This is a genomic window from Acinetobacter sp. LipI_19, from assembly GCF_058242925.1.
Genome location: NZ_JBZAYK010000001.1, coordinates 122434 through 140035, shown reverse-complemented (window position 1 = coordinate 140035; position 17602 = coordinate 122434). Strand labels below are relative to the sequence as shown.

Genomic DNA, 17602 nt, shown 5'->3' with positions numbered 1-17602 from the left:
CCTTAGGAAAATTTATATACTGCCTACCACGTCACAGTCTAATCAGAAATTCTTTATGATAAAAGCATAACCCGACCAATAACGCATTAGTTCCGTGGAATAATGTTGAATTCACTGGTTAAACGACCACCTGTCAACGCCATTTCACCTAAACGCGCACCTGAAACCAAAGCACCATTCATTGAAGGTGGATAAAAGTTTAAATCTCTCGCTCTAAATACACCATCAACCGATTGTGTTGGATTAAATTGTAAACTTGCATTAAATCCAACCTGACCATTCCCAGTGGTTGAGTTTTTGCTGATCACAATCGCATTGTTAAAACGAATATCGCCTGTCAAGTTATCTAAACCAAGTGTAGAACCATTTGCTGGATCACTAATTTGAATTGTATTATTTGTAGTTGCCAATTTTAAATCGCCGACCACAGTTAAACGATTTCCTGTTCCATCTGCTTTAATTTCACTATTTGGAATAAGTGACAAATCCATATCACCACCAAAGCGAAGTTTTAGACCAAATAGCACATCATCACTTTTGGCGAAATTATTAGAATCTGAAACACGCTTATTTCCACAAGCTACACTTGCTGTCGCAATACCACCAGCACATGATGCATATGTGGTTCCAGGCAAATAACCTGCTGCCACTTCTGCCGCCATTACCACCAGCATGTTTTTTAAACTTAAATTTAAACTTCCATTCTCAACGCCTATGCTGCCATTCCCTTTCAGCAACATATCAATGTTTCTTAAGCCTAAATAATAGTCCCTAGAAGTACCTGCTATAGGAACACCAGCATCATTTTTCACCTGACCACCATCAATCACCAGAATAGATGTGGTTTTATTGCCAAGCTTAGTTGTCCCATTTTTATCCAAACCGTCCGTACTAAGACCTAAAGAAAATCCAAGTCGAGAGGTTTGAGTACCAGCTGTTGCTGCTACACTGTTTTTAGTACCATCAGTTAAGTAGTAATAGGCTTTATCAGCATCAACTGTTGTACCATACATCGCTAAATTAGCATTTAAGTTATAAAATGGTAAAGCCAGCCCCCATCGATTATTTAGACCGTTCTCGGTAAATAAATTCCCCGCGGCAACACCAGCAGTAGTAGTAAATCGTCCTCGTCTGGAGATGGCTTGGAACTCTCCACCACGGATTGAAGCTACCACAGCATAAGGACGATTAGCTGCCGATAGGGTCGTATAAATATCTTGTTTATAATCATTCAAACTGGTTAAAGCTTGACCATTACCAAAACTTGAATTTTGAAAGGTTGCATTTACAGGTATGATGACTTGCTTAGAATCAGTTAGGTTTAAAAAAATATTTCCCGTATCAAAAGAAGCACGAGTTCCTTTTTGTAAACCTGTTAAATTACCAAACTCGAAGCCATAACTATTTAATCCTGCACCACCAATTTCCAAAGTTGTTGCATCTCCACCGCCAGTCAGCATAGTATCGCCCTCTTTGGTGAAATCCGTCTTCATACGAAAGGCGATACCTGAACTACCAACGATATCTTTTCCTGTATCTGTACCACTCGAATTAACAGCAGAACCAATTAAACTACTGGCATTTTGCACACCACGAAATTGGAGTGAGCCATTCACCATACGCCCACTTGCACCTACGCGAATCAGTCCTTTTGCTCCCGTTGGCGTATTATAATTATCTACATCATAAAGAGAGGTAGGATTTATTCCTTTATTATTCACCATAATTTCAAGGTTTAGTCCGGCATTTGTTGTAGAACTTCCGTTTCCATAACTACCTGTATTAATAAAACCTGCTTTTGATGAAGCTGGATCAACCACTCGTGTTAAATCCACATAGCCATAATTAGTATCGGGTGCCTGACTTGCACCTGCTATATTGCTTCCAGAATTCGTTTGTAATTTAAAACCTTCAGCGGCATCTATAAATGCAAAGCCTTTACCTTTAAAATTAAAATTAAAGTTTTTTAGAATTAGTTGATTTAACTCACTTTTTGCACTACTCTGCCCCAAATAGATGTTGGCATTTTGAAGTCCTAAAGTCAGCTCAACCTGATCTGTTTTACTTAAAAGGCCATTGCTGGTTTTTAATCCAATACTTGTATTTGACGCCGTTTGTACCGCTAAATTGCCCAGTTTTGCACTACAACGTGCTCCACTTGGATCACTATCACAAACACGAAATGAATCGACAGTCATAAGCATAGGAGAGAGGGATAAATCTAAATTCACTCCAGTTTTTCCTGCAACAGTCCCTATATTAAGCTTCATATCGGCTTTTAATGGATCTGTAGAAGTATTGCTCTGTTGTATTTTAACCGTATCTGCTGTTGCAATAAGCGCTTGACTGGTTGCATCTGATTCTGCGCGACCGACCTGATCTGTCCAATATAATGTTTTAATATTGGCTTCTTTTAAGCTTGCCTCAATATGTACACCATCTTGACCATTTACGTTTCTTAAATCACTATCATCTAAAGCTTGCAACGCATAAGCTGGTATATGTATAGCCAACAAGCTCAAAGCTAATGTATTTAAAATAAATCTTTTTCCATGGTCTTGTTTTTTTATGTTCATTCCTAAACCCTCAGATTTACTTTATCTTAGCAACGCTTGTTACTCGTAGAATTACAACTAAACATCATGATTTTACCTTGCAATGCCAAATTTCCATTCATACGCATGCCCATAAAACCGGTTTCGTTACCTTGGTCATAAGTGGAGTTGGCTGCAGTCGTTGCATCATAGATGGTCTTTTTTAAATAGCCGTACTTATCGGCTGTTGCTCCAGAAGAGTTTTCAGTGACTGTTCCATTTGCATTGGTCTGGCTTGTGAACTCATCCTTTTCAATCGATAATGCATTAAAACCAAAGTTTCGAATTTGAATTGGATTTGTTGCATCAAAACCCAGCTGAATCGCAGGTTTAATCCATGGTGTCCCAGCAGCGTCAATACCTCTGTAGACTAAGTCCACACCATCTAATCCAAGTTTCTGAATATTAATCGTACCTTGAATTCCTTTAAATACCACCCACAGTTTGTTGCCACTGACACTGTTTGCAGCGCCACCAGCATCTACATATCTATTGTTTACTGAAAGTGCTAAGCGGCAAAACTCTAATTTTGCACACACCCCACCAGTATCACTATCGAACTTATAAGCATTTCCAGTAGCGTAATATGAGTCACTTGCATTAACCTGATTCAACACCAATTTTAAAGATAAATCTGCGCCAGCTTGCCCCTCAACCTGTTGCAAATCAGAATCAGTTAAAGCTTCCATAGCGGCCAAATGAAAACTTACCAAACTGGTTAAAATAAGAAGCACACTTTTTTTCATCATATTTCTCCTTATCTTATAAGCCTTTGGTGGTTATTTTCATATGCTGAATCAGCATTCCATCAATTAAGGCTGAACCTAAATTATTCAAGGGTGTCCCTGGTATATTTGGTGTTTGAGCCATGTTATTGTTTAATATTGTCGCCCCTGTAATTCCATTACCCGATCCTATAAAATTATCAACTGTTGTATTTGAAGCTGTACGCCAAGCTGCACCATTTAAATTTGTATCAGACCAAGTACGGTTCGCTGTAGTAGCATTTATTTCAGTTGTATTCGGGTTTGGATTTGGAAAATTATTACAAGAGTTGCTTGCACCAAAACCTGTACCACAAGCTGTTGCATCATTTGGCTTAGTCTGCGATCCAGTTAATGAATTAACCCAGTTAGAACCATTGTTATATTGCCACTGAGTTAATGTTCCAGATGTTGATGTGACATTACTACATCCAAAAATACCAGTAGTAGAACATCGACTATTCTGAAGCCATGTTTGACTTTGTAATTGACGCTGAGCATATCTTATTTCATTAGTTGTTAATGTATTTGAAACAGTACTTGACTTTACTAAATTGCCAAAAGACACCCCTACAGCATCTGCTCCTGTATATGCTTTTAAAGTTTTTCCACCATCATCACTATAAACAGTTCCGATACTAATACTACTGTGGGTTGCATTATTGCCTTGATAGCCTGAAATAGTTGAAGTACCACATTGGTAAATATTACAAGTTGAACCCAAATAGGATGAATCGGCTCCAGTATAATCCGTATAAATCTTTTTATAGATCGACTCTTTATTTGGAATACGTGCAATTTCCAAACTAAAATTCTTACCATCAGATCCTAAAATTAAAGGCTGATACAAAGAACCTAAAACCAAGTTGGTATTTAAATTATAAATAAAAATACCTTCGTCTTTTGCAAATGTTGGTGCTTTTGCATTTCCAGAAGTATCTAATGCTGGTGTGTACAGTAAATTAGTATCTGTGGTTTCTTGAGTGCTTAAACGTAACACTCTATTTTGATATTCTGCGGGTAAATCCCAACTACGTGTTAACGTTTTCGAATCAGTGCGTGTTCGTTTTTGAACTATATATTGACACCCAACACCAGAACCATTACTAATCGCTCCTGTACCACTGTTACCACAATTCCCTGTTGAAGATGTACTTAATGTCGAATTTGCTCCTGCATGGAGAGTATTAGTAGAAATTGCACTCATACTTTCAGATGCAATGTCTGTTGTTTTTAATTTCAAATTAGCAGCATCACCACTATTTAAACGGATTACACCAGCCAAACCCAAAGTTTTATTATAAAATGGACTCAAACCACCAGTATTAGTTGCACCCTCTAAAGTTTGAAATAACTGAATTTTACTACCATTTAAACTAAAGTTATTCCAAATTGCTTGCAACCGAATCCGATTTTCTCGATTTGTTATTTCGGTTCCATTACCTCGAGTGCCTGTACTTGTTCCATATTGGAACTGGTTTGGATCACCATCTTTTTTGTTTGGATTTCGGACAAAAGCATCTGCCCACATCCCTAGTTTAAGCTTATAAGCATCTGAACCCTCGGCATCCAATGTTCCAGTCTCAAAAGCAGGTGCTTCTAAAGCTAAATAAGTGACTTTGCCTGTGTCCGTATTTTTTGAGCCACCTGCAATATCTGGCGTAAATGTTGGCACGGCATCCATCGTATCTACTTTCAAAATCCAAGGATTAGTTGCAGTTCCCCAGCTTTTGATTGCATTAATTGCTGTTGCAACACCTGAAGTATTTTTAAGCATTCCCACCCGTTCATTGATATCATTTGGATCTGCATCATTGGCTTTAGAAAGTGCTAAACCGTATAAAAATAAATCCGCTTTTCCTACAGCCAAATCACCAGAATCAATGCTGTTATTTTTATTAGTGTCTGCGGCCGTAAGACTTAATGGTCCAACAGGAATATAGTTAATAGATCCCGTATCTTTAGTTCGATCTAATAATTGTGTAGCTGTTTCATTAACACCAACGCCACGAAAAACCATATAAGCATCTTGAGGAAGTAAGGCAATCCCTTCACCCGTTGTATTACTTAACTTTTCATCTGACATTTCTTCAAGTGCGAAGCAAGATTGACTGATCAATAAGCCAATAAAACTCGCTAAAACGGTTTTATGAAATTTTACCGTATAATTGAGTGTAGTCATCCACGACCTTCCTGTGTTATACGATGCTCCGCACCATATTTTATTTTATTTCTTAAATTTTCACTTCAACTGTATAAAATTATCTTCCCTTGTTCATACAGTTTTGTTATCTATATCACATTTTATATTATGCAATATTTTTTATTATGACAAAGTCTTTTATGTAAAATATACGATTTTCCGATAAACGAATATTCGTAGACAATGAAAAGCAATAGCCTTTAACGCTATTGCTTTATAGATCTTCAAATAGTTGGGTTAACAAAATTTTAAAGAACCATAACAGTTGGTTGAAACTTCTTGGTTCGTTAATTTTAAATTTTGAAGTGTTAATCTTGCTGGATTTGTGGCCGTATATGGACCAATATCAATATTCAGAGTTTTGGTAATTGGCGCACTGACTAATGCTGTAATTGCATCTCCAAGTCCTAAATCAATTGGATTATCTGCTAATTGTTTAGTAATCAGAACTGCTAATTGTGGCAAAACGGGAGAAATGTCAACTTTATCCCCACCTTTTAAATAGCCTAGCTGCACAGGATCAGCAAAAGACATCCACCACCCCTTTTGAGCAACATCAGTTTTTGTCATTTGGTTTAATGTCTTACCAGTAGTATCAGATGAATCCACATAACTTCCTGGCCATAGTAAAGCCATTTGTTGCAAACTTAAATAACCACCTGTTCCTTGTAATGGAATATTATGAAACATACTTAAAGCCTGATTAAAAGTTACATTTAAATTTAAATTACTTAAATTTGAACCTTGACCCATTTTGAAAGTTGCATCACATAACCATAAAATACATGACTCAGCATTATGATTACCCGTATCTCTTAAATTTACTTTTAATTGATCATTTGCCCATTGATTACAATATGTTGCCCCTCCAGTACAATTATCAGGAGTTGCCAAAGGAATTGAAGGAAGTGTTAACAAAATATCTTTTGCTATTGCAGCATTTAGTCGAGAACCATTTACCTGAAATGATGGTAATGTGAAACCTACTCCATTAATTTCAGGAACAGTAATACCTGTTGTACCATTGAGTATATTGTCTTGTGCATTTGGATAACTTTGAATCCATTTATTTATAGCCCCTCCTAATAACTTAATATTTCCACCAATTGATTGATCTTTTACCAAACCAAATTTACCACCTAAAGTATCAACTTCCCCTTGTGTCTGTGCTATACGCATAAAGCCACTAAGTGACTGGATGCCATCTGTTGAAGAAGGAGTGCTTCCATTGGTTAAACCTGCTGTTAAAAGCCCCGTAATTTTTTCAGCACTAAAACGTAAACCAACAATTTCACGAGTTGAAGCGGAGTTTGGATTTTTTACAGCAAACTCCATGAATGGATTGCTTAATTTTGCGCTAGTAGATGCTCGACCCGCACTTCCGAAATCAGGGGAATTACCACTTGAGGAATCGTAATTTGCAGGTAACCCACTCAATGATAAATTTTTAATATCAACATCACATGCACCAGCACCATTTGCACCACCACAACCTAGCTGCAAGTTTTTAATATTTGCATTTAAGTCCATTTCTGCTTCAAGTCCAAGTTTATAAAAACCAACGTTTGAACCACTACTATATTTACTCATTAAATTAGTAGAATCATTTGGTGCAAGATAAGCTAGACTCATCAAAGCTTGGCCTGTGGTTTCAGACAGTTGTTCATCTGACATACTTTTTAAAGTTGTAGGTTCTGCGTATACATTAAATACTGCAAAAGCACTTAAAGAAAAAAGTGTTAAACATAAAGGCTTTATTTTCAGCATGAACATCTCCTTATCCTTAGACTATGTTCAAAATTGTGAATCTCTATTATTTTAATAACGCAGCCAGTTCTTAGATAAATCTCATAAAATTTAGGCTGTTAGCGCTACAAAAATGTATTTTAGTTTTCAATAGAGAAATATATTGTGATTAATCTATCACAATATATTTCTGTTAAGACTAAATTTCCGACAAAATGATTGTAATTTTTATTGAAAAATTATGATGCTATAAAATAAAAAAACTCTAAAACTCATTACAAGGAAAAATCCACGCAAATTCAACTATCAACCCAAAGCTAAGGACGTCTATAAAATCGATGGCTATTCAGAATTGGTTTTTATTTAGAGCAAGATTCAAAACAAATTGGAATAAATTTAAATGGTGTAGATAAAGACTATATTAATAATACAGCACTATAAGAATCAGTTTCTAAATTTTTGGTCTTATAGATAGCTATCTAGTATTATTTACAGGAACTTATCAGCCAATGGAAACACTTATCTTTGACAGCCACTAACTGACTTTAAAATACTCTTCCAACACCAAAGATATCTGCGGTAATCGTATTTAACATATAAAAACCCACAAAAGTGGGTTTTAAAATATTTATACAGAAAATTAATTCATCAAAATATTAAAGCTTTTTGAAATCGCTATAACGTGATAAAACTAACAGAATTTTAATGAGCCATAGCAGTTCGATACTACATTTTGAGAAGTCAAGATCAGATTTGACAAAGGTATATTTACTCGTTGACCACTTAAATCAATATTTGGCAATGTTTTTGTAATACCACTTCCAAATAATGCATTTATACCATCAGCACTATCAACTGAAACTTTATAAGGTGCAGTAGCAAGATATGTACCTAAAATTGACGCTACTTGGCTATATACTGAAGAAATATCAACTTCTCCTTGCGGGTTTAACTTACCTAAATTAATTGGATCTTGCATAGATAACCACCATCCATTTTGAGCAACCTCTTTAGCTCCGGGCCACTGGATTTGCCCCGCTTGCAATGACAAATAACCTGCACTACTGATTGGTATATTATGGATATAGCCTAACCCTTCACTAAACTGAATATCCCCTTTTAAATTAACTAGATTTGTATTTAGTTTAATAAAAGTATCTTGTTTTGCACATATGCCTAAAATCTTAATACAATCAGCCATATGAACACCTAATTGCCCAGCTGTTTCAGTCAAAGGAATAGCAGGAATATCCGTGACAGCTAGTACATTTGCTGACTTCATACGATTGCCCAGTACTTGTGCATTATTAATAACAAAGTCTGCTTTTAGTGAAGGAATCACAATTCCTTTATTATCACTGTTCACATTACCAGCTGTATACTTTTGATTACTACCACAACCACTAGTACACAACGGAGGTAAAACATTTACATCCGCATAAGATGTAACTTGTTCAGAATTTTTTAAACCAAACGTTGATTGCGCGGTCGTTGCTGTACCATACCCACTAATTTGCATGAAACCAGATAATGTATTGATTCCATTAGGTGTATTATTATTAGTTCCAGCCGACAATAGACCGACTATTTTATCAGCACTTAATCGTAAACCAACTATTTCCCTTGTAGACGCTTTATCCGGGTTCTTTATTGCAAACTCAAGAAATGGATTAGTTAGTACTGCATCTGAAGAGGCTCTTTCTTCGTTAGTCATAGCGACATTCCCGTCACTATTTAATTTTAAGCCGCTCAAACTTAAATTATCAATATCAATGTCACAATCTCCAGCACCATTCATACCACCACAACCAAGTTGTAATTTTTTTATGTTCGCATTTATTGATACTTCTGCTTCTAAGCCTAATTTATAAAAACCAACATTTTTCGCACCATTCACTCGCTGAGATTCAAGATTGCTAGCATCTGTAGGTGCTGTATACGTCAAACTCATCAATGCTTGACCTGTCGTTTCTGATAATTGCTCATCAGTCAGTGCTTGTAATGTTGCAGCATAAGTAGCATTTATCCCTAAACCACTCAATGCTAGCAATACAAAACTTAAATATTTTCTTTGGGACATCTTACGCTTCCATCCTTAGCAAAGCTTGACCTTATTACTTATGTTAAATTACCCTTCGAGATAAGAATAAATAACATGATATAAATTACATTTAGATTTAATGTTTATTTGTATCATAGATCGAAATTCAGACCGAATAAAAATTTGTATTTTCCGATAAAAAACAATAATTTCACATAAATTAAAATTTTATTTAACTAAACTTAACTCTCATTCTATTATAAAATTTTTATTATAAAATAATGTCTAAATCATATTTATTATGTTGGTGAACACATAAAGAAGCAAGTGATATACACTTGCTTCTTTCATCTCATTTTTTAATTTAAGCTTTAGGTAAGGTTACCCCAACCTGACCTTGATATTTACCACCACGATCTTTATAAGAAGTTTCACAGACTTCATCAGATTCAAAAAACAGCATTTGAGCAACACCTTCACCAGCATAAATACGTGCAGGTAAATTCGTTGTATTTGAAAACTCTAATGTTACATGACCTTCCCACTCGGGTTCAAGAGGTGTGACGTTTACAATGATACCACAACGAGCATAAGTCGATTTACCTAAGCAGATCGTCAAAACATTACGAGGAATACGGAAATATTCAACTGTACGTGCTAATGCAAATGAATTTGGAGGGATGATACAGACATCAGACTCAATATCGATAAAACTACGCTCATCGAAATTTTTAGGGTCTACAATGGCAGAGTGAACATTGGTAAAGACTTTAAACTCACGTGCACAACGTACATCATAACCATAGCTAGATACGCCATAAGAAATTAGCTTTTCACCTTGTTCATCATAACGCACTTGGTTTTCTGCATAAGGTTCAATCATACCGTGCTTTTCGCTCATTTCACGAATCCAACGATCAGACTTAATTGCCATTTATCTCTATCCCAAAACTGTGCTATTTACTGCGCTGTACTTTAACTGAAATTGCTTTTGAAAGGAATGTTTATGACGAAATAGAGCAACCCAAGTCTGTAAGTAAACGTACAAACTTAAGTTTAACTAACATCGATTTTTAAAGGCTTAAAAGTGCTGAATAGCTCAGAGGTACAGTAAAACTCACTAAAACTAAAGATGCAGTTCTTTGCATATTGCGCTGATTGAGCCACGTCACTTTATTACTGCAAATTACAGAACCAATAAATGTCCAAAAAAATGCAATGGGGATGATTAACAATAAAAACACCAACATATGTGAAGTATAAGCAGATGCATTTTGCCAAACGTATGTTGGGAAAATTGCGGAAGCAAAAAGAAGTGCTTTCGGGTTTAAAAGGGTTGCAAAAAATAACTCACGCGCCCGAATTGTCGCATGACTAAAGTTTTCATCTCGATTTGCTGTACGCCATAATTTTAAAGCAAGAAATAAAATATAACCTGCACTAAATAATTTAAGAATAACAGGTACACTTGGAAACTGTTTAGACACAGATCCAATAATTAATCCCCAAATCGAAATGGAGATCAGATAGCCAAGTGCTTCTGCTGGAATTAATGCAAGAGATTTTCTAATTCCAACTTGAATCCCAGAAGATGCTAAAAGCGTATTGGTTGGTCCTGGTGTCAAAAGAATCGTCACCACCAAGCCAATAAAAAACCATGAAATCATCAAATGACCTCATCAATGGATTGACCGCAGATTAAATCTTTTAAATTGAATTGGCAAAAAAATAATTGTAAGAGAACTTATTAAAGAACATTATCCCAAATTAAAATACATTTAATTTTCAATGCATTGATAACTTAAAATCCGATAAAAACTGCAAAGTCACTGGTCGAAGAAATACTGCTTTATGTCCAAATTTAAACTTAAAAGTTAATAATAATATCTTTTAAATCAGTATGTTTATTCCAAAATAGAACATTAATTAGCCATAAAATAAGAAGTAGTTCCAATATAGGCAGACCTAGTTACGAATAGAGGGCTTTTTTAAGTAAATTTTCAGTTTTATTGACTATTCTTTATCCATATTTTTCCCTTACTCATTAGGTTTTTGTCAGAAAGGTTGTCGTTTTTATCTACATTGATGCACAATAGTGACCTTTCTTGCATTTTCTACTTTTATGGCAAAGCATTTTTTTCAGTCTTGGCTCCCGAGTCCAGAGCGAGTCAACAATTTGAAATTCATGAAGATTTTTGGCGATAAAGCCTTAAGTCCTCAGCTTTGGTATGTCAATCGAAAATCGATTTCTAAGGCAATGTTTATTGGCACGTTTTGGGGCATCTTGCCTATTCCATTCCACACCTTATTAATTATTTTTTCAGTATTATTCTTTGAAGCAAACCTACCCATTGGTTTAATTTTAGCTTGGATCATGAATCCCTTAACCATTGTCCCGATTTTGATTTTTGCCTTTTGGATTGGTTCCAAAATTTATCATGTACATATGATCAATAAGGAAATGCTACTCGGCGTTTTCCATCAAATCATTCATTGGATCAAAAACTTTGGACACGGACATATTGACTTTAGCCTAGCTAAAATTCTTGCGACGGGTTTGTTTATTGAAGCATTTGTATTTGCATCGCTACTCTTTATTGTGACACGTATTTATTGGCGTTGGAGCGTGATTAAGAAGTGGAATAACCGTAAAAAGCAGCCAAATACTCTCTAAGCAAGCTCCAACTTATTCTGGTAAAGCTTTACTTCAAAGTGGCTTGTTTAGCTTTCATGTATTCAACAACGATATCTAAAACATAATGCTGGCATGCTTCTCCAGTACCTGGGTCATATGCGCCCCCGTTGGTAATATTGTTCGATAAAATACGAACACCAAGGAATGGTACTTTATATTGGCTGGCAATCTGTGCTACCGATGCCGCCTCCATTTCCTCTACAGAAGTGCCATAATTTTTATGGAAAAATGCAATTCGATCTAATTCATTGTTCCATACATCAGCTGAACCAATAGTACCTTCAACCACACGACCCTTACTATAATTAGTTTTTGCACGCTGCGCTGCCAATAACAGCTCTTTATCTGCTTCAAATTTACGAATCGCAATCGGTTCAGGATCAGACTCATCCGTAGGAAGCACATCAAAAGCTTCTGTCCATTCAAGAGAATTCGAACCCTCTCCAACAGCTTTTTTAGGTGTTCTAAATGCACCAATATTGGTGGTGTAACGACCTAAAACAATATCATAGACATTAAGATCTGGATCATGGCCACCCGATGTTCCTTGGTTAATAATTGCGATGGGTTTATAACGTTCAATCGCAATTGCTGTTGCAGCAGCAGAGTTGCTCATTCCCATTCTTGTTTTAGAGATAATCACAGGATACCCTTGATAGCTACCCTTCCAAAACGTCCAGCCACCAAAAGTTTCAACTGTAGAATTGCTTAGTTTTGAGGCCATTTGCTCAGACTCTACAGGTAATGCACCTTGAATGACGATGGGTTGTAAAGTTTTCTGGGTCGTTGAATTAGAACTTGTTTTATCTGAATCACTATCGTTACATGCAGCCAAGAACATCGAACTACAGATTCCCAAAGCACATAAAAAATTTTTTAATAGCATGGTCTACTCAATGGTTTAAATTAGAAATTATACCTAAGCAATGAATATACCAGTTGATCAATTTTCTATATTTTTATATCGATATTAAAGAGAAGATGATTTAAATTCTATTATTGAATTAAGAATATTTTTAATCATTTTAGCATAGTACGCTGATTAGCCCTATTTTACCTTACTCCTCATATTTAGCATTAATTATTTGATTTTTAAGGATACTAAAAATGGGCAGTGCGTATAAAATCTTATTATCGAGTAAGTTTAAATATTTCATTGATTCATTCTCAATTTTCCTCTCTTTAATTCGGTCTCTAAAATAAAGAGAGGACGCTTTCGAAGTTGATTCTTAGAAAATTCTATGTGGATCTTTTTCGGCTTTAGGTAAAGCTTGTGCAATTTTTTCAGCAATAGCCATATAGTTTTCTGCAGCAACATCTCCTGCAATTACAGAAGGCTTGCCTGCATCAGCATTTTCACGGATTTGAACATTTAAAGGCAATCGACCCAGCAACGGGATATTATATTGCTCAGACAATTGATCTCCACCACCTGTACCAAAAATTTGTTCTTCATGACCACAGTTTGAGCAAATATGCGTTGACATATTTTCTACAACCCCCATGACAGGAATATGTACTTTATTAAACAATTCAATACCTTTAACTGCATCCATTAACGCAACATTCTGAGGTGTTGTCACAATCACGGCACCTGTCACAGGAATACGTTGGGCAAGGGTTAATTGGATATCTCCTGTACCAGGTGGCATATCAATGACTAGAACATCTAAATCAGGCCATAGCGCTTGATTAAACAGTTGCATCAATGCACCTGTAGCTTTTGCACCACGCCAAGCAACTGGCGTATTTTCTTTCCCAATTAAATGACCGATCGAAAGTACCGCCATTCCATAAGCTTCTAGTGGAACAAAATTTTCACCTTCAATTTTAGGTGTTTGTCCTGCATTCCCCAACATTGTTGGAATACTTGGACCATAAATATCAGCATCTAAAACCCCGACTTTTAAGCCTAGTTTGTGCAAAGCCAATGCGATATTTACTGTGGTGGTTGATTTACCCACACCACCTTTACCCGATGATATAAGGATGACATTTTGAATTCGAGGATGCTTTGGAATATCTCGTTGTTGTGGTGCTGCTTTTTGAATTGGCGGATTATTAGGATCTACTTGTGTGTTTGCCATTTTAGCAGAAGCATCAACAACAGGAGGAAGATTAGTGTGTTCAGCTTTTGGCTTTGAAGAGCAACTATGTCCTGCTTTTCCATGCTGATCACTAGCACAACTCGAATCATGTTGAATTTTTTGTTGAATCACATGCAGATTCAACTCTTGAATACCGCACTTCTCCAATTCATCTGCAAGATCATCATGAATTTTTTGTAAATGATCTGCTTCTTCAGGATAAGTATTAATTGTCAGTTGTAATACCCGACCTACAACATTGACTTGGGTAATACGTTCTTTTAAAACACTGGAATTTGGCAAAATATAGTTTTGCAAAACAGATTGGACTTCTTCCTCTTTCACCTCCTGTGCAGGAGAAAAAACTGATTTAAGCGAAGAAAGCCACGACATAGATTTGCTCCAAATTTGCAAATACAATAAATACTGAGACAGCTAGTTTAACTGTAAATTGACGTGAGGTTAAGTAAACTTCTATTCAGCTTTTTGAATGTCGTTATTAATCCTACTTATTTAGTTGGTTTTAATATCCAAAATAGTCCTTTTAATTATTTTATCTGCTTGTTCAGAATGAACTTTTAGTTTTTATCATTTAGATTTCTATGGCAAACTCTGTGTTAATAATTCCCATACAAATACTGGATAAAAAAATAGCTATAGTCACATTGGGTCAATAACAACTTTATATAATTTTTGACAATAATAAGATCAATCTATGGAGTTTCTATTATTTTTATCTTTAATCATTTCAAGTTTAGCTTTTGCTAGAACGTCTACAACTTCCAACTGCGTACGTACATCTTAAGCATTAAGCACAATTGGTTTCTGTAGGTGATAGTTTGACGGAAATGTCATCACGTATTGACCAATCTCCAATTTCAATGAACACTTATGAACGTACAAAAAGAAAACAACAGTGACAGTATCTAACTATACCTATGAGATTGATCATTTAAATGATAGTTTTACTGTGGTGAATAATTAGATTTATGAAATTGAGTGGATTTGTAAAAAATATTAACTACAAGGTATCACTGAACAGCGTGACGCTGTTCAGTGATTGTTCCATTTAATTTTCATCATCTTTTTTGTGCTTCAAATCATTTACAGCTTGTTCACCTTTAAGCAGTGTTTCTTTTGCTTTATGTTTGAGGTCATCTGCAACCTTTTCAGCACCTAATTTTGCTTCTTTGGCTTTTAACTTAACGTCATCAATTACTTCAGAAGCTTTGTTTTTTAAATCGTCTAAATTTGTCATGATTTTCTTCCTATTTAATTAAGTCTCACCCTAGTTATAACAACAGAAACTCCATAAAATGTAAAAAGATGCATTTCTTTAACAATTCATACACAGTTTGTATCGATGTGTTTTTTTGTTTCAAAATGAATAAAATAGCTTATTCTGATTGATTGAAAAATCCTTCAATTAAAACAAACACTGAGTCTATTTAATGCAACAAATAATGAAAGAAAAAATTATCCGAGTCTGTAATGATAAAATTGCCAAAAAGGGAGATGATGTTGGTTTATCCTTTTATGCATTCTTTGCCAATAAAAATGATGATCCTGAAACCTTAATGCAAGTGGCAGAATGGTGGATTAAAACCCATCAATTTGATCATTTTGAAAAGGCAATAAAAATTAAGAAAATGATCAAAAATGAAGATTAAGTATTCATTTTTTTAAACAATTCATCATAATGCTGCATATGGGTAAAAATTCCATCTTGTCTTCTATGTTGATCAATTTTCGGAACTAAATCCTGAAAATGGAAGGATTGAACATGGGCGTCTAAAGCAGCACGATCAATCCATTCCTCAATAAATACAAAATGCCCTCTGTTGCGTAAATCATGATATAAATCATAGGCAATACAGCCTGCTTCTTGTTTGGTTTTCTCAACTAACTCTTTATATAATGGTAAAACTAAATCAATTTTATCCACTTGGATAAAGTCTTCGGCAATCAGTTTAAGCATGGATGATTTCTTATTGATATCAAAGCTTGAACATAACATGAAATGTTAACCTATAGGCAATCATTCAATTAAACCCAATGATGCACTTGTTTTCTAAATATCTTCTGAGTATTAAATTTTTTATTTAAAATTAAGTAAACAGCATTTCCGAAGCTTAAACCTATACAAAACGGGAGCAATAACAGTAAATAAACCAAAATTAAATAACTCAATACCTCGATAAAGCTATATAGAGCACCATCTAAACATAAAACTAAGAATAAAAAACTTAGCATCATGATAAAGATCAAAGTTATAGATTTTATAATTTGTGTTGTTTCGATGATTTTTTGAGGTGCTTTAAATACTTTAAAAATAACTGTGTAGCTAAAACACCCGACCAGCAGAAAAAACGGGGTGAGATAAAACACGACTTGAATACCCTGTGTTGGGCTTCGTTCTGAAGCCGAAATAAATAAATCACCTTGATAAAAATATAGAAAAAAACAAAATGGCACAACTAAACTGAGAACAGCCGCCAAACTGGCAATTGCTGAGGCAACAAATACATACCAAGACCGCATGATTTTCTCCTTCTTCGATCTTGGTGTTAGTTTCTAAAATTAAAATGTAGCGTGTTTGATTAGGATGTGAAGTTTAGGTGAAGAATCATCACGATTCGAACTTTATGATCGGACATTTCGCATAAAACTGACTGCCGCAAACAGCCAAATAAACAATACGAAACTGCGCTCCTGATTAAAATGATTCAAATCTGTACCATGTAGAATGTTATGCCGTGTCATGCTTACCGTTGAGCTGCTATCCATCTTATAAGCAGCCAACTCTAAAAAATAATGATTCAATTCATTGGCAATTTTAGCTTTATGCCACAAACTTTTAATCTCATGACCTTTTAACCCAGGAACGATTTTATAGACATCAATAAACTTGGTGTCCTGTTGTTTTAAATAACCATTTTGAACTAAAACAGCTGTTAACAAACCTTCCAATTGGGCATAAAGCAATGGAATACATCCCGCATACAACTCTAATTGATAGAGTTTAAAGCTTTGTTCTAACACAGCTTGATATTGTGGCTTCTGCTCGCCCAACGCTAATTGATCAAAAGCTTTAAACATTTCAGACTGAAAAAACTCACTGTTGATCACATCTAAAAGATTAAACTGAGTAATATCTTTAGCTTCATGTATCAATTGCCAAAAATACAATAGATTAAGAGCGTCATTGGCAATTTTAGTCCCAACAGGCTGATTCAATTGATTGGCTAAAACTTCAAAATAAGCCTCCTCCTGAGCAAACCCATTGAGTGTTTCAATAAGATACTGATGTTCATTTTCTGAAATATCTTCAAAATAGCGTTCAGCTTGTTTCAGAATATTTTTTTCAATTAGATTTTTACTATTTTGATTTTGTGGAATACGGATTACAGGCTGGTCATCATCAAAATATTCATCATCAATCATAGATTTATTGCTCTTGGGAAATACACGA

At 35.2% G+C, this 17602-nt stretch carries 15 protein-coding genes; 2 read left to right on the top strand and 13 right to left on the bottom strand.

The window, feature by feature from the left end; translation table 11 throughout:
* Positions 1–86 precede the first annotated feature (86 nt).
* From AC4CVF_RS00660 to AC4CVF_RS00630, 7 genes are all read right to left on the bottom strand, one after another.
* Complete coding sequence (locus AC4CVF_RS00660) at positions 87–2576, bottom strand: DUF6160 family protein (protein WP_490788753.1); 2490 nt, start codon at positions 2574–2576, stop codon at positions 87–89.
* 26 nt (positions 2577–2602) lie between these two features.
* Positions 2603–3340 (bottom strand): hypothetical protein, encoded by a 738-nt coding sequence (locus AC4CVF_RS00655; protein WP_336954663.1) that lies wholly within the window; start codon positions 3338–3340, stop codon positions 2603–2605.
* A gap of 16 nt (positions 3341–3356) precedes the next feature.
* Positions 3357–5540, bottom strand: coding sequence for a hypothetical protein (locus AC4CVF_RS00650; RefSeq protein WP_490788752.1), 2184 nt, complete (start codon positions 5538–5540; stop codon positions 3357–3359).
* A gap of 258 nt (positions 5541–5798) precedes the next feature.
* Positions 5799–7328, bottom strand: coding sequence for a hypothetical protein (locus AC4CVF_RS00645; protein ID WP_336954665.1), 1530 nt, complete (start codon positions 7326–7328; stop codon positions 5799–5801).
* Between the two features lie 670 nt (positions 7329–7998).
* Positions 7999–9387 carry a hypothetical protein gene (locus AC4CVF_RS00640; protein WP_419329181.1) on the bottom strand — a complete coding sequence of 463 codons (1389 nt, stop codon included), beginning with the start codon at positions 9385–9387 and terminating at the stop codon, positions 7999–8001.
* Positions 9388–9712: 325 nt separating this feature from the next.
* On the bottom strand, positions 9713–10282 hold the full coding sequence (gene dcd / locus AC4CVF_RS00635) for a dCTP deaminase (protein WP_056515236.1): 570 nt from the start codon (positions 10280–10282) through the stop codon (positions 9713–9715).
* 139 nt (positions 10283–10421) lie between these two features.
* Positions 10422–11015, bottom strand: a complete 594-nt coding sequence (locus AC4CVF_RS00630) for a LysE family translocator (protein WP_336954672.1) — start codon at positions 11013–11015, stop codon at positions 10422–10424.
* 455 nt (positions 11016–11470) lie between these two features.
* Here AC4CVF_RS00630 and AC4CVF_RS00625 point away from each other — a divergent pair, with 455 nt between their 5' ends.
* Positions 11471–12022 carry a DUF2062 domain-containing protein gene (locus AC4CVF_RS00625; protein WP_336954673.1) on the top strand — a complete coding sequence of 184 codons (552 nt, stop codon included), beginning with the start codon at positions 11471–11473 and terminating at the stop codon, positions 12020–12022.
* Between the two features lie 28 nt (positions 12023–12050).
* On the opposite strand, the gene AC4CVF_RS00620 is transcribed toward AC4CVF_RS00625, so the two are convergent.
* The 3 genes from AC4CVF_RS00620 to AC4CVF_RS00610 all read right to left on the bottom strand — a co-directional run bounded on the left by AC4CVF_RS00620 (position 12051) and on the right by AC4CVF_RS00610 (position 15388).
* Positions 12051–12929 (bottom strand): 5'-methylthioadenosine/S-adenosylhomocysteine nucleosidase, encoded by an 879-nt coding sequence (locus AC4CVF_RS00620; protein ID WP_419329179.1) that lies wholly within the window; start codon positions 12927–12929, stop codon positions 12051–12053.
* Positions 12930–13272: 343 nt separating this feature from the next.
* Positions 13273–14523, bottom strand: coding sequence for an iron-sulfur cluster carrier protein ApbC (apbC, locus tag AC4CVF_RS00615; RefSeq protein ID WP_336954676.1), 1251 nt, complete (start codon positions 14521–14523; stop codon positions 13273–13275).
* 676 nt (positions 14524–15199) lie between these two features.
* Entirely contained in the window at positions 15200–15388 is a 189-nt protein-coding gene (locus AC4CVF_RS00610; RefSeq protein ID WP_336954677.1) for a hypothetical protein, read from the bottom strand.
* Positions 15389–15581: 193 nt separating this feature from the next.
* On the opposite strand from AC4CVF_RS00610, the gene AC4CVF_RS00605 reads away from it, so the two are divergent.
* Complete coding sequence (locus AC4CVF_RS00605) at positions 15582–15800, top strand: DUF6500 family protein (protein WP_419329177.1); 219 nt, start codon at positions 15582–15584, stop codon at positions 15798–15800.
* On the opposite strand, the gene AC4CVF_RS00600 is transcribed toward AC4CVF_RS00605, so the two are convergent.
* From AC4CVF_RS00600 to AC4CVF_RS00590, 3 genes are all read right to left on the bottom strand, one after another.
* The gene (locus tag AC4CVF_RS00600) at positions 15797–16108 is read right to left on the bottom strand and encodes a putative quinol monooxygenase (RefSeq protein ID WP_336954686.1); all 312 of its coding nucleotides are present in this window, start codon (positions 16106–16108) and stop codon (positions 15797–15799) included. The genes AC4CVF_RS00605 and AC4CVF_RS00600 overlap by 4 nt on opposite strands.
* A 68-nt stretch (positions 16109–16176) precedes the next feature.
* A complete protein-coding gene (locus AC4CVF_RS00595) occupies positions 16177–16671 on the bottom strand; it encodes a hypothetical protein (RefSeq protein ID WP_336954679.1) in 495 nt (164 codons plus the stop codon).
* Between the two features lie 102 nt (positions 16672–16773).
* Positions 16774–17574: a hypothetical protein gene (locus tag AC4CVF_RS00590; RefSeq protein WP_419329175.1), complete on the bottom strand. Its 801-nt coding sequence runs from the start codon at positions 17572–17574 to the stop codon at positions 16774–16776.
* Positions 17575–17602 lie beyond the last annotated feature (28 nt).

What these genes read in the sequence shown, in the direction of transcription:
- dcd (WP_056515236.1), bottom strand. Translation starts at nt 10,282, where the DNA reads ATGGCAATTAAGTCTGATCGTTGGATTCGTGAAATGAGCGAAAAGCAC.
- AC4CVF_RS00595 (WP_336954679.1), bottom strand. Translation starts at nt 16,671, where the DNA reads ATGCGGTCTTGGTATGTATTTGTTGCCTCAGCAATTGCCAGTTTGGCG.
- AC4CVF_RS00620 (WP_419329179.1), bottom strand. Translation starts at nt 12,929, where the DNA reads ATGCTATTAAAAAATTTTTTATGTGCTTTGGGAATCTGTAGTTCGATG.
- AC4CVF_RS00655 (WP_336954663.1), bottom strand. Translation starts at nt 3,340, where the DNA reads ATGAAAAAAAGTGTGCTTCTTATTTTAACCAGTTTGGTAAGTTTTCAT.
- AC4CVF_RS00640 (WP_419329181.1), bottom strand. Translation starts at nt 9,387, where the DNA reads ATGTCCCAAAGAAAATATTTAAGTTTTGTATTGCTAGCATTGAGTGGT.
- AC4CVF_RS00630 (WP_336954672.1), bottom strand. Translation starts at nt 11,015, where the DNA reads ATGATTTCATGGTTTTTTATTGGCTTGGTGGTGACGATTCTTTTGACA.
- AC4CVF_RS00645 (WP_336954665.1), bottom strand. Translation starts at nt 7,328, where the DNA reads ATGCTGAAAATAAAGCCTTTATGTTTAACACTTTTTTCTTTAAGTGCT.
- AC4CVF_RS00650 (WP_490788752.1), bottom strand. Translation starts at nt 5,540, where the DNA reads ATGACTACACTCAATTATACGGTAAAATTTCATAAAACCGTTTTAGCG.
- AC4CVF_RS00590 (WP_419329175.1), bottom strand. Translation starts at nt 17,574, where the DNA reads ATGATTGATGATGAATATTTTGATGATGACCAGCCTGTAATCCGTATT.
- AC4CVF_RS00660 (WP_490788753.1), bottom strand. Translation starts at nt 2,576, where the DNA reads ATGAACATAAAAAAACAAGACCATGGAAAAAGATTTATTTTAAATACA.
- apbC (WP_336954676.1), bottom strand. Translation starts at nt 14,523, where the DNA reads ATGTCGTGGCTTTCTTCGCTTAAATCAGTTTTTTCTCCTGCACAGGAG.
- AC4CVF_RS00605 (WP_419329177.1), top strand. Translation starts at nt 15,582, where the DNA reads ATGCAACAAATAATGAAAGAAAAAATTATCCGAGTCTGTAATGATAAA.
- AC4CVF_RS00600 (WP_336954686.1), bottom strand. Translation starts at nt 16,108, where the DNA reads ATGCTTAAACTGATTGCCGAAGACTTTATCCAAGTGGATAAAATTGAT.
- AC4CVF_RS00625 (WP_336954673.1), top strand. Translation starts at nt 11,471, where the DNA reads ATGGCAAAGCATTTTTTTCAGTCTTGGCTCCCGAGTCCAGAGCGAGTC.
- AC4CVF_RS00610 (WP_336954677.1), bottom strand. Translation starts at nt 15,388, where the DNA reads ATGACAAATTTAGACGATTTAAAAAACAAAGCTTCTGAAGTAATTGAT.